Below are 12,893 nucleotides of genomic sequence, written 5' to 3' on the forward strand. Positions count from 1 at the left end.
GACTTCGTGACCACTGCCGACACCCCGAGCGCTCCCTTCACCGAGCTGGTCAACCTGGCCTCGCGGCTGCTCGGCGCGGGCGTCGTCGCCACCAACGAGGACACCTTCGCCGACGCCGAGAACCTCCTGGTCGCCAAGCCCGCCGAGTTCCGCCCGCACACCTTCGGCCACAAGGGCCAGATCATGGACGGCTGGGAGTCCAAGCGCCGCCGCGGCGTCTCCGCCGACCAGCCCCACCCCACCGACCAGGACCACGACTGGGCGATCGTCCGGCTCGGCGCCGCCGGTGTGGTCCGCGGCCTGGTGGTGGACACCGCCCACTTCACCGGCAACTACCCGGAGAGCGCCTCCGTCGAGGCCGCCTCCGTGCCCGGCCACCCCTCGCCCGAGGAGGTGGCGGACGCCGAGTGGACCACGCTGGTGCCGCGCACCCCGCTCCAGGGCGACACCGCCCACGAGTTCGCCGTCGACGACGCCAACCGCTACACCCACATCCGCCTCAACATCTTCCCGGACGGCGGCGTCGCCCGGCTGCGCGTCCACGGCGAGGTGCTGCCCGACCCGCGCGAACTGGACGGCCTCACCTTCGACCTGGCCGCCCAGGAGTACGGCGGCGTGGCCGAGGCGGCGTCCGACCGCTACTTCTCCTCCCCGCACAACCTGAACGCTCCCGGCCGCGCCTCCGTCATGGGCGAGGGCTGGGAGACCCGGCGTCGGCGCGACAAGGCCAACGACTGGGTGCAGATCGCCCTGGCCGGGGGCGGTGAGGCCCTGGCCGCCGAGGTGGACACCACCCACTTCGTCGCCAATGCCCCCGGCTGGGCCGACCTCGTCGGCTTCGACGCCTCGACCGGGGCGGACCCGGCCGACGGCGAGTGGTTCGAGATCCTGCCCCGCACCCGCCTGCAGCCCGACACCCGGCACCGCTTCCGGCTCGACGCCGGCCGCCCGGTGACCCACGTGCGCATCAACGTCCACCCGGACGGCGGCCTCGCCCGCCTCCGGCTCACCGGCCGCCTCACCGAGGCCGGCCGAGTGGCCCTCGCGCTGCGCTGGTTCAACGCAGTCCCGGCCGCCGAGGCCGCCGCGGCCCTCGCCGAGGCCGGCCTGACCGCCGACGAGGCCGCCGCGCTGACCGCCGCCCGCCCGCTGGCGGACCGGGCCGCGGCCGCCGGCGCCGTCGCCGCGCTCCGGCCCGAAGACGGCCCCGACGGCGAGCACTCCTCCCGCCGCCGCTCGGCGGTCTGGCGCTTGCTGGGCGTCTGACGCCCGTTCGGCGATCCGCAGAGCCCTGTGCCATGAACTGACTCTTCGTCACTTCACTCTCCACGCACCGCTTTTATCGACATCTGAAGGACCCTCCATGTCCAAGATCCTGACCACGGAGTCCGGCGCCCCGGTCGCCGACAACCAGAACTCGGCCTCGGCCGGCGAGTACGGCCCGCTGCTGATCCAGGACCAGCAGCTGCTGGAGAAGCTGGCCCGCTTCAACCGCGAGCGCATCCCGGAGCGCGTCGTGCACGCCCGCGGCTCCGGCGCGTACGGCTACTTCGAGGTCACCGACGAGGTGTCGCAGTACACCCGCGCGGACTTCCTCGCCGAGGTCGGCAAGCGCACCGAGGTCTTCCTGCGGTTCTCCACCGTGGCCGGCAACCTGGGCTCCAGCGACGCGGTGCGCGACCCGCGCGGCTTCGCGCTGAAGTTCTACACCGCGCAGGGCAATTACGACCTGGTCGGCAACAACACCCCGGTCTTCTTCATCAAGGACCCGCTCAAGTTCCCCGACTTCATCCACTCGCAGAAGCGCGACCCGTACACCGGCGTGCAGGAGGCGGACAACGTCTGGGACTTCTGGGCCCACTCGCCCGCCTCGACCCACCAGATCACCTGGCTGTTCGGCGACCGCGGCATCCCGGCCTCCTACCGCCACATGAACGGCTACGGCTCGCACACCTACCAGTGGGTCAGCGCCGAGGGCGACGCCTACTGGGTCAAGTACCACTTCAAGACCAACCAGGGCATCCGCTCGCTGGACGGCGACCAGTCCGCCGAGGTGCTCGGCGCCGACGCCGACTCGCACCAGCGCGACCTGCACCAGGCCATCGAGCGCGGCGTGTTCCCGTCCTGGACCCTCTACGTCCAGCTGATGCCGGTGGCCGAGGCCGCGGACTACCGCTTCAACCCCTTCGACCTCACCAAGGTGTGGCCGCACGCCGACTACCCGCTGGTCAAGGTCGGCCGCCTGGTGCTCAACAGGAACCCGGAGAACGTCTTCGCCGACGTCGAGCAGTCCGCGTTCTCGCCGAACAACTTCGTGCCCGGCATCGGCCCCTCCCCGGACAAGATGCTCCAGGGCCGCCTGTTCGCCTACGCCGACGCCCAGCGCTACCGCCTCGGCGTCAACCACACCCAGCTGCCGGTGAACGCCCCGCGCGCCACCGAGGCGGACAACTACGGCCGCGACGGCCTCCACGCCGTCAACAAGTCCGGCCGCGGCAAGAACTACGAGCCCAACTCGTACAACGGCCCCGCCCAGACCGACACCGCGCTCGCCGCGCCGGTCCGGCTGGACGGCTACACCGGCACCTACACCACGCCGGCCCACACCAAGGACGACGACTTCTTCCAGGCCGGCGAGCTGTACCGGCTGATGTCCGCGGGCGAGAAGACCCGGCTGATCGACAACATCGCGGGCTTCCTCGCCCAGGTGAGCCGCGACGACGTGGTCGAGAAGAACCTCGCCCACTTCCACGCCGCGGACGAGGAGTACGGCGCCCGCCTGGAGGCGGCCGTCGCCAAGCTGCGGGCGGGCGACGAGGGCTGAGCCGGCCCGCCATGACGCACCACGCGTGACGAGGGCTGAGCCACCCCGCCGTGGTGCGCCGCGCGTGACGCCCCGCTGACCGACTGACCCGCCCCCACCGGCCGCCGGGGCCCCGCAACCCGGCGGCCGCGGGGCGGTCCCCTCCCCCCGGGGCAGTGGGGGAGGGGCCGTCGTGCTGTCCTCCACTACCGTTCCTCCAGGCTATCGGTGGGTGCTCCACGGAATGTTCACGGATATTCACGGACGGCAGTCGCCGGGCCCGCCGGGTCGATAGGCTGGAGGGCGCCCGCGGTCGCTCCGTGGGGGGACATCGGAAGGGGACGACATGTCGACACCAGCCCCGGGTCGCCACGCCGCGCTGGACCAGGGCCTCGCCGGCCCGTTCACCTCCCTGCAGCACGCCCTCAGACTGCTGGAGGCCGTCGACCGGCACCCTGACGGTGCCACCCTGGTCGCCCTCGCGCGGGAGACCTCGCTCGGCCTGCCGACCGTCCGGCAGCTCGCCGAGATCCTCGAGATCGAGGGCTACCTCCAGTGCCAGGACGGCGGTTGGGTGCTCGGCGGCACTTTCGCCCTGCTCGGCCAGCACAACCGGGAGCAGCTGGTGAAGGCCCGGCTGAACCGCAAACTCGCCGAGCTGCGGGACGAGTTGGGCGCGGCAGTGTACTTCACCCGCTACCACGACGGCGAGCTGTCGGTGGAGGCGGTGTCCGCGGCCGAGTACGCGCCGGCCGTGCAGGAGTGGGTGGACTTCCGGGCCACCGCGCACGCCAGCGCGATCGGCAAGTGCCTGCTCGGCCAGCTCGACGCGGACGCCCGCTGGGACCACCTCTCCCGCCACCCGGTGGCCCGGCTCACCTCCCGGACCGTCACCGACGCCGACCAGCTGATGCACCGGTTGGAGCGGCAGCCGGCCACCGTGCCGGTGCTGGACATCCAGGAGTACGCGCTCGGCACGGTGTGCGCGGCCGTCCCGATCACGGCGGGCAGTACGGTCGGCTGCCTGGCCACGTCGATGCCGGTGGACAACGTGCACAAGCTGAAGGCCGCCGCCGAGCTGCTGGCGGCCCGGGCGGCGCCGCTGATGCTGGCGATGGCGGTCTGACCGCCGGTCGCTCCCGTGGGCCCCGCCGGATCCGAGTGATCCGGCGGGGCCCACGTGTTCGTTCGTGGGCATGTTCGTTCAGGAGCCCGGTCGTTCGCACGCGTTTCCGATGACGGCCCCAGGGTGTGTCACTTATTAGACTCGATGTCGATAAGAGTCGCCGAACCCCTTGTCCCAGCCGCTACCCGCGAGTACGTTTCCCTGAGTCGAGCCGCCGCCCCGAGGTCAGGAGGGCCTGCCGTGCCCCGCTCCACCCCCGTACCCGCCCTTGCCGTCCCCGCCGCGCGCGTCCACGACAGCCTCGTCCTCGAACCCCGGGACGTCCGCTTCGACTGGGACCGGCTGCCGCTGCACTGGATCCCCGACGAGCCGATGGCCACCCACGTCATCAACGTGCTACACCTGCTGCTGCCCGAGGGCGAGCGCTGGTTCGTCAAGGTCTTCAAGGAGGCGCTGCCGCTCATCCGCGACGAGCAACTGCGCGAGGAGGTCCTCGGGTTCATCGGCCAGGAGGCCATCCACGCCGAGGCGCACCAGGAGGTCCTCGACCACCTGCTCGGCCAGGGACTCGACCCGCGTCCGTACGTCCGGCAGATCGCCTGGCTGTTCCAGCGCGTCCTCGGCGACAAGCCCGGGCTCAGCCCCGCGCGGCGACGCGAGAACCTCATCGAGCGGGTCGCCTTCGTGGCGGCGATCGAGCACTTCACCGCCTTCCTCGGTAACTGGGCGCTCAACTCCCCGGGCCTGGACCGCGCCAAGGCCGACCCGACGATGCTCGACCTGCTGCGCTGGCACGGCGCCGAGGAGGTCGAACACCGCAGCGTCGCCTTCGACCTGATGGTCCACCTCGACCCCGGCTACCTGCGCCGGGTCCGCGGCATGGCGGTCTCCGGGCCGCTGCTGGTCCACCTCTGGGTGCGCGGCGCCCGCTTCCTGCTCGCCGCCGACCCCACCCTCGACGGACGGCTCAAGCCCACCTGGCGCGAGGCCGGCAGGATCGCCAGGCGCGGCCTGCTGCCCGACCCGGTCCGGTCGATCCGCTCCGGCCTGCGCTACCTGCGGCCCGGCTACCACCCCACCCAGGAGGGCTCCTCCAGCCAGGCCCTCGGCTACCTCGCCGCCTCCCCGGCCGCCCGCGCGGCGGCGGTGGGTCACTGACAAGGGGTCAAGCAACAGAGTTCAGACAACAGATAACAGATGACAGAAAACGTTATCTGTTATCTGAACCCTGAACTTTGAACTCTGAAATCCGAAACCCGTCGCCCGCCGCTCACGCCCCCTCCCAGACGCCAAGGACCGCCGGATGGACCTGCTCAACCCGCCCCCCGACCTCTACGGCCGCCCCCGCGCCGACACGTTCATGCGCCGGCTCACCGCCTTCGGCGACCGCTACACCCCGGCCCTCGGCAGCCCCCTGCTGCGCCGCAACCCCCGCCGCCCGCTCAGCCGCCCCACCCCGCCGCTCCAGCTGGTCGTCGCCGCCCGCCGCCAACTCGCCTCCGACGTCGTCGAATTGCGGCTCGCCGACCCCTCCGGCGGCCCGCTCCCCGGCTGGCAGCCCGGCGCCCACCTGCGCCTCGCCCTGCCCTCCGGCCGCGAACGCCACTACTCGCTCTGCGGCGACCCCGCCGACCGCGCCGCCTACCGGATCGCCGTTCGGCGACTGCCCGGGGGCGGCGGCGGCTCCGTCGAGATCCACGACACCCTGCACCCCGGCAGTCGCCTCACCGCCCGCCGCCCGCGCAACGGCTTCGCCTTCTGCGCCGAGCCCGCCGTCCTGCTGCTCGCCGGCGGCATCGGCATCACCCCGCTGCTCCCGATGGCCCGCGAGGCGCAGCGGCACGGCCTGGACTGGCGCCTGGTGCACGTCGGCCGCAGCGCCGACACCCTCCCGTACACGGACGAGCTGCGCGCCCTCGACCCGAGCCGGGTGGTGCTGCGCACCGACGACGAGCACGGCGTGCCGACCGGCGCCGACCTGCTCGCGCACGCCCCGCGCGGCGCCGCCGTCTACTGCTGCGGCCCGGCCCCGATGCTCACCGCCGTGCAGCGCGCCCTGGACGAATCCCCCTCCACCGCCCTGCACTTCGAGCGCTTCGGCGCCGCCCCGGTCATCGGCGGCGCGCCCTTCGCCGTGCGCCTGGGCGTCGACGGCCCGGCGCTGGCCGTCCCCGCCGACCGCTCCGCCCTGGACGTGCTGCGCGAAGCCCGTCCCGACCTCCCGTACTCCTGCCACCAGGGCTTCTGCGGCACCTGCGAGGTCCGCCTGCTGGCCGGCACGCCCGAGCACCGGGACCGCCGGCTCACCCCCGAGCAGCGCGCCGACGGCGCCGTGCTGCCCTGCGTCTCCCGGGCCGCCGCGGGCGAGACCCTGGTGCTCGACCTGTAGCGTGCTCGACCTGTAGAAGGAGCCCCGATGGCTAACCCCCCGACCTTCCCCTACGACGAGCGCGACCTCGCCCGCTTCCGCGAGACCCAGCAACTCGCCTACCACTGCGCCGAACAGGTCGCCGCCTGGATCGAACCGGGCGTCACCGAACGCCAGGCCACCGCCGAACTGCGCCGCCGCCTGGTCGCCGTCGGGGTGCAGGACTTCTTCCACGTCCCGTTCGCCTGGTTCGGCGACCGCACGGCCTTCCGGCACTTCCACACCCCGCTCCAGTTCTTCGCCGGCAACCGCCGCCTGGAGGAGGGCATGCCGTACGTCCTGGACTGCGCGCCCATCGTCGACGGCTACACCGCCGACATCGGCTACGGCGGCAAGGTCGGCGAGAACCGGGTCTGGGACCGCCTGGCCGCCGACCTCCAGGTGTACCGCGAGCTGATCCTCGCCGAGGTGCGCGCCCGCCGTCCGCTCAACGAGGTGTACGCGGCCGTGGACGCCCAGATCGCCGCGCACGGCTACGACAACCGCCATCAGGTCTACCCGGGCCGGGTGATCGGCCATCAGGTCACCCGCACCACCGTGCGCGGCCCGGCCGGGGTCAACGTGCTCGGCTTCGGCGTGCGCACCCTGCAGACCCTCGGGCGCGAGCTGATCTCCGAGCGGCTGCACGGCCGTTCACCGCTCTGGGCGGACGGCCGGTCGTCCCGGCACGCGCCCACCCCGGGCCTGTGGGCGGTCGAGCCGCACATCGGCTTCCGCGGCGTGGGCATCAAGTTCGAGGAACTGCTGGTGGTCACCGAGGACGACGCCCACTGGCTCGACGACGACCTGCCGCACGTCCGCCGCTGGACGGCGGGCGCCGCCCACGACGTTGCCCTGGAGGCCGCCCGATGACCACCCCCGCCGCAGACGCCCCGGACGCCCCGGACGCCGCAGGCGCCCGGAAGGCGCCGGCCGTCCCGAAGACGCTGGACGCGTCGCCCGTGCGCCGCCGCACCGTGGACTCCGACGGCCTCCCGCTCGCCGTCTTCGAACAGGGCGACCCGGCCGCCCCCACCGTCCTCCTGGTCCACGGCTACCCGGACACCCACGCGGTCTGGGACGACGTCGCCGCCGACCTCGCCCGCGACCACCACGTGGTCCGCTACGACGTGCGCGGCGCCGGCCGGTCCGGAGTGCCCGCCACCCGGGACGGCTACCGGCTGGAACGCCTGGCCGCCGACCTGTTCGCGGTCGCCGACGCCGTCAGCCCCGAGCGCCCGGTGCACGTGGTCGCCCACGACTGGGGCTCGCTGCAGTCCTGGGAGGCCGTCACCGAGCCCGGCTCCGAGCGGCGGATCGCCTCGTACACCACCATGTCCGGCCCCTGCCTGGACCACATGGGGTACTGGCTGCGCCACCGGATGCGCCGGCCCACCCCGCGCCACCTGCGCCAACTCCTCCACCAGGGCCTGCACTCCTGGTACATCACCGCCTTCCACCTGCCCTTCCTCGCCCCCGGCGTGTGGCGCCTGGGCCTGGCCCGGGCCTGGCCGCGGGTGCTGCGCGACCTGGAGCAGGTCACCCCGCGGCCCGACCACCCGCAGCCCGGCCTGCGCCGCGACGCCGTCCGCGGCATCGAGCTGTACCGGGCCAACTTCCGCCCCACGCTGCGCAGTCCGCGCGAGCGGCCGACGCAGGTGCCGGTCCAGCTGATCACCCTCACCCGGGACCGCTACGTCGCCCCGTTCCTCTCCGAGGGGCTGGAGCGCTGGGTGCCCGAGCTGACCCGACGGACGCTGCACGCCGGCCACTGGTCGGCGCTGCTGGAGAAGGGAGCCACCGTGGCCGAGATGGTCCGCGAGTTCACCGCCCGCATCGAACGCGGAAGCGCCGAGCCGACCCGGGAGCAGGGCGACGGCCGGCTGGTCGTCGTCACCGGCGGCGGCAGCGGCATCGGCCGGGCCACCGCGCTCGCCTTCGCCGAGGACGGCGCCCGCGTCGTGGTCTGCGACCTCGACCTCGCCGCCGCCGAGCGCACCGCCGAACTCGCCTCGCTGATCGGCCCGCAGGCGCACGCCTACCGGGTGGACGTCGCCGACGGCGCGGCGGTGGACGCCTTCGCCCAGGCGGTCGCGGAGGAGCACGGGGTGCCCGACGTGGTGGTCAACAATGCCGGCATCGGCCACTCCGGGACGTTCCTGCAGACCACCGAGAAGGAGTGGCAGCGCGTCCTGGACGTCAACCTCTGGGGCGTCATCCACGGCTGCCGCGCCTTCGGCACGCTGATGGCCGACCGCGGCCAGGGCGGTCACCTGGTCAACGTCTCCTCGGCCGCCGCCTACCTGCCGTCCAAGGCGCTCACCGCGTACGCGACCAGCAAGGCCGCGGTGTTCATGCTCTCGGACTGCCTGCGCGCCGAACTCGCCGGGCACGGCATCGGCGTCTCCACCATCTGCCCGGGCATCGTCAACACCAACATCACCCGCACCTCCACCTTCTCCGCGACCACCGCCGACCAGCAGGCCGCCAAGCAGGCCCGCGCCGCCAGGCTCTACGCCCGCCGCGGCTTCCCCCCGGAGAAGGTCGCCACCGCCATCCTCACCGCCGTCCGCACCGGCAGGCCGGTCGTCCCCGTCACCCCCGAGGCCAAGGCCGCCCGCTTCCTCTCCCGCCTCAGCCCCGGCCTCCTACGCCTGGCCGCCCGCCTCAACGTCACCTGAGCGGTCCGCACGGGCCCGCGGTATCGGCAAGAATCGCTCCCGATACCGCAGGCCCGCTCAGCTCCGGGAGGTTGGCCCGAGGGCCCCATCGGGCCTGTGAGAGCATCGAGGCCCATGGAGATGACAACGGCTCTGTGGTCCTTCGCCCTCGTCGTGGGGCTGCTCACGCTGACGCCCGGGCTCGACACCGCGCTGGTGCTGCGCACGTCCGCGCTCGGGCGGCGGCGCCAGGCGTGGGGGGTGGTGCTGGGGATCCAGACCGGGACGCTGGTCTGGGGGACGCTGACCTCGGCCGGGGTGACGGCGCTGCTGACCGCCTCGCAGGTGGCGTACGAGGTGCTGCGCTGGGGCGGGGCCGCGTACCTGGTGTGGATGGGGGTCGGCATGCTGCGCAGCCGGGGCGGGGAGGCGGAGGCCGAGGAGGAGCCGGCCGAGGGCGGCTTCGGGTACGGCTGGCGGCGCGGCACGCTGACCAATCTGCTGAACCCCAAGGTCGGGGTGTTCTACGTGGCCGTGCTGCCGCAGTTCATCCCCGCCGGGGCCCCGCACTTCGCCGCCGGGGTGGCGCTCACCTGTGTCCACGTGGTGGAGGGCGTGCTGTGGTCGACCGTCCTGGTCGGCTTCGCCCGGGCGCTGCGCGGCTGGCTGCGCCGCCCGGCCGCCCGGAGGCTGATGGACCGGGTGACCGGCGCGGTGGTGGTGGGCTTCGGCGTGAAGCTGGCGCTGAGCGACTGACCGCCGGCCTCAGGCGGCGTGCGTCCGTCGCGTGCGTCGTGCCTGTCGCGCCGCCCGGGGCTCCTCGGGGGTGGCCGGTGCCTCGTGGTGGATCGGGCCGTCCCCGGCGTTGAGCGGCAGGCAGCTGCCGCCGCGCCGGTGGGCGATGATCTCGGCGGCGACGGACACCGCCGTCTCCTCGGGGGTGCGGGCGCCGAGGTCGAGGCCGATGGGGGAGCGCAGCCGGCCGATCTCGGCCTCGGTGAGGCCGACCTCGCGCAGCCGTGCCTCGCGGTCGCGGTGGGTGCGGCGCGAGCCCATCGCGCCGACGTAGCCGACCGGCAGCCGCAGGGCGCGTTCCAGCAGCGGGATGTCGAACTTGGCGTCGTGGGTGAGCACGCAGAGCACGGTGCGCCCGTCGATCCGGTCGAGCTGGGAGTCGAGGTAGCGGTGCGGCCAGTCGACGACGACCTCGTCGGCCTCGGGGAAGCGCCGCTTCGTGGCGAAGACGGGCCGGGCGTCGCAGACGGTGACGTGGTAGCCGAGGAAGCGGCCGATCCGGACGACGGCGGCGGCGAAGTCGATGGCGCCGAAGACGAGCATCCGCGGCGCGGGCACGTAGGACTCGACGAAGCAGGTGACGGTGCCCTGGTCGCGGTCGTCGCAGGGGCGTCCGTCGAGGCCGAGCACGATCCGGCCGGTGCGTCCGGCGTCGAGCATGGCCCGGGCCTCGGTGACGACCGCCCGTTCGAGCGCGGTCAGGAGGTGTCGCGCGGGGCGCGTCGCCGGAGGGGCGGCGGCGGGCGACGGCTGGGCCGTCGAGGGGGCGGGAGGGAGGGCGGGAGGGAGGGCAGGGGGGAGGACGGGGGAGAGGGCGCCGTGGTGGGTGTCGGCGGTGACGGCGACGGTGGCGCCGACGAGCCCGCCGGGCCCGGCGATCACCCGGGCGAGCGCGACCGGGGTGCCGGAGGCGATGTAGGCGATGCCGGCGTCGAGCCCGTCGTCGGCCCCGGGCCGGATCGGCTGGACGAACACGTCGAGGACGCCGCCGCAGGTCAGGCCGACGGCGAAGGCGTCCTCGTCGCTGTAGCCGAACCGTTCCAGCACGGGTTCGCCGGACTCGATGGCGGCCTGGCACAGCTCGTAGACCGCGCCCTCGACGCAGCCCCCGGAGACGCTGCCGATCGCCTCGCCGGCCGCGTCGACGGCCAGGGCCGCCCCCGGGTCGCGGGGCGCGCTGCCGGAGACGCCGACGACGGTGGCCACGGCGAAGGCACGCCCGGCCGCGTGCCAGGCCTGCAACTGCTCGGCGATGTCCTGCATGTCGGAGAGCTCCTTACACAAGCGAGGGTAGACGGGAGGGGCCGCCGTACGGGAAACGATTCCCGCACGGCGGCGGTGCGGCCAGGTCCTCTCCGGCCGGAGGGTCTAGTGCACGCCCAGCCAGGACTTGATCGGGGTGAGCGCGAAGTAGACCACGAAGACCCCGGTGAGGATCCACATCAGCGGGCCGGGCTCGCGCCACTTGCCGGTGCCCGCCTTGATGACCGTGTACGAGATGACGCCCGCGGCGACACCGGCGGTGATGCTGTAGGTGAACGGCATCAGGGTGCAGGTGAGGAAGGCCGGGATGGCGACCTCGCGGTCGGACCAGTCGATGTGCCGGGCCTGGCTCATCATCATCGAGCCGATCACGACGAGGGCGGCGGAGGCCACCTCGGTCGGGACGATCGCGGCGAGCGGCGAGAAGAACAGCATCAGCGCGAACACGCCGCCGGTGACGGTCGAGGCGAGGCCGGTGCGGGCGCCGTCGCCGACGCCGGTGGCGGACTCGACGAACACGGTCTGGCCGGAGGCGCCGGACAGGCCGCCGACGGCGCCGCCGGCCCCGTCGATGAACAGGGCCTTGGAGAGGCCGGGCATCCGGCCCTGCTTGTCGGCCAGCCCGGCCTCGGTGCCGACGCCGATGATGGTGGCCATCGCGTCGAAGAAGCCGGCCAGCACCAGGGTGAAGACGGCGACCGAGGCGCTGATGGCGCCGAGGCCGTGGCTGCCGAAGGCGCCGAAGAGGTCGACGTGGCCGAAGAGGCCGAAGTCGGGCGCGGAGACCGGGCTGCCCGGCCACACCGGGGCGGAGCTGACCCAGGTCTTCGCGGGGAGGTCGGCGACCGCGTTGATCACGAAGGCCACCACGGTGCCGCCGGCGATGCCGATCAGGATCGCGCCGCGGACGTTGCGGGCCAGCAGGACGAAGATCGTCAGGACGGTGAGGCAGAAGACCAGGACGGGCCAGCCGGCCAGCTCGCCGAAGGGGCCGAGCGCGAGCGGTGTGGGGCCGCCGGTGTGCACGAAGCCTGCCTTGACCAGGCCGATCAGCGAGACGAAGAGGCCGATGCCGATGGTGATGGCGTGCTTGAGCGGCAGCGGGATGCCGTTCATGATCTTCTCGCGGAGCCCGGACACGACCAGCAGGACGATCAGCAGGCCGTAGATCACGCACAGGCCCATGGCCTGGGGCCAGGTGGTGTGCGGCACCACCAGCGCGGATATCACGCCGGAGACGGAGAGCCCGGCGGCGACCGCCAGGGGGACGTTGCCGACCACGCCCATCAGGATCGTGGTGACGGCGGCGGCGAGCGCGGTCGCGGTGGTGAGCTGTGCGTGGTCCAGCTTGAGGCCGTTGACGTCGGCGCCGCTCAGGATGATCGGGTTGAGCAGCACGATGTAGGCCATCGCCATGAAGGTGGTGAGGCCGCCGCGGATCTCGTTGCCGAAGGTCGATCCCCGGGCCGTGATCTTGAAGTACGCGTCCAGTGCGTTCTTCGGAGCGGGGGCGGGGGCCGAGGTGGGGGCGGGGGCCGGCGAGGCGGTGTCGTCCTCGGCGGGTCTTTCTTCCGTGGGGCCGGGTTCCGTGGGGCTGTGTTCCGTGGGGATCTGGGTCATGTCCACTCCCAAGTGTCAAAGGGGGTTGGGGTGGGCGAGCCGACCTGACTGCCAGTCAACGAGGTTGGCGCAGGGGGACTGCTCGACTCACTGGGCGCACTGTGGCGGTGCCCGCGGTGCGTGGGTGGTGCGCACCGCTGCAGAACCCCGGCGTGGGAGAGGCAGCGGGATGGTGCGCTCGCGTGCCGGTGGGTGGTGCACGCGAGTGGGGGTGGCGCG

10 protein-coding genes are annotated in these 12,893 nt (G+C 73.4%); 8 read left to right on the forward strand and 2 right to left on the reverse strand.

The annotated features are described in order from the left end of the window. The first annotated feature begins 6 nt into the window (after positions 1–6). The 8 genes from alc (at position 7) to OG556_RS27785 (ending at position 9,752) form a co-directional block, all read left to right on the forward strand. Positions 7–1,266: an allantoicase gene (alc, locus tag OG556_RS27750; RefSeq protein WP_371520737.1), complete on the forward strand. Its 1,260-nt coding sequence runs from the start codon at positions 7–9 to the stop codon at positions 1,264–1,266. 97 nt (positions 1,267–1,363) lie between these two features. Next, the gene (locus OG556_RS27755; RefSeq protein ID WP_371520740.1) at positions 1,364–2,824 is read left to right on the forward strand and encodes a catalase; all 1,461 of its coding nucleotides are present in this window, start codon (positions 1,364–1,366) and stop codon (positions 2,822–2,824) included. A 325-nt stretch (positions 2,825–3,149) separates the two neighbouring features. Further along, positions 3,150–3,929, forward strand: coding sequence for an IclR family transcriptional regulator (locus OG556_RS27760; RefSeq protein ID WP_063350013.1), 780 nt, complete (start codon positions 3,150–3,152; stop codon positions 3,927–3,929). Between the two features lie 240 nt (positions 3,930–4,169). After that, positions 4,170–5,087, forward strand: coding sequence for a metal-dependent hydrolase (locus tag OG556_RS27765; RefSeq protein WP_371520743.1), 918 nt, complete (start codon positions 4,170–4,172; stop codon positions 5,085–5,087). Between the two features lie 145 nt (positions 5,088–5,232). Beyond that, positions 5,233–6,318: a 2Fe-2S iron-sulfur cluster-binding protein gene (locus tag OG556_RS27770; protein ID WP_371520745.1), complete on the forward strand. Its 1,086-nt coding sequence runs from the start codon at positions 5,233–5,235 to the stop codon at positions 6,316–6,318. Positions 6,319–6,345: 27 nt separating this feature from the next. Then, entirely contained in the window at positions 6,346–7,209 is an 864-nt protein-coding gene (locus tag OG556_RS27775; RefSeq protein ID WP_371520747.1) for a M24 family metallopeptidase, read from the forward strand. Then, positions 7,206–9,017 (forward strand): SDR family oxidoreductase, encoded by a 1,812-nt coding sequence (locus tag OG556_RS27780; protein WP_371520749.1) that lies wholly within the window; start codon positions 7,206–7,208, stop codon positions 9,015–9,017. Before OG556_RS27775 ends, OG556_RS27780 begins: the two co-directional genes overlap by 4 nt. A 114-nt stretch (positions 9,018–9,131) precedes the next feature. Further along, entirely contained in the window at positions 9,132–9,752 is a 621-nt protein-coding gene (locus tag OG556_RS27785; RefSeq protein WP_371520752.1) for a LysE family translocator, read from the forward strand. Between the two features lie 9 nt (positions 9,753–9,761). On the opposite strand, the gene OG556_RS27790 is transcribed toward OG556_RS27785, so the two are convergent. Then, positions 9,762–11,054: an XdhC family protein gene (locus OG556_RS27790; RefSeq protein WP_371520755.1), complete on the reverse strand. Its 1,293-nt coding sequence runs from the start codon at positions 11,052–11,054 to the stop codon at positions 9,762–9,764. Between the two features lie 105 nt (positions 11,055–11,159). Then, complete coding sequence (locus tag OG556_RS27795) at positions 11,160–12,674, reverse strand: NCS2 family permease (protein WP_371520757.1); 1,515 nt, start codon at positions 12,672–12,674, stop codon at positions 11,160–11,162. Positions 12,675–12,893: the final 219 nt, after the last annotated feature.

This window comes from Kitasatospora sp. NBC_01300 (assembly GCF_041435235.1).
In the GTDB taxonomy this organism is placed as follows: Bacteria; Actinomycetota; Actinomycetes; order Streptomycetales; family Streptomycetaceae; genus Kitasatospora.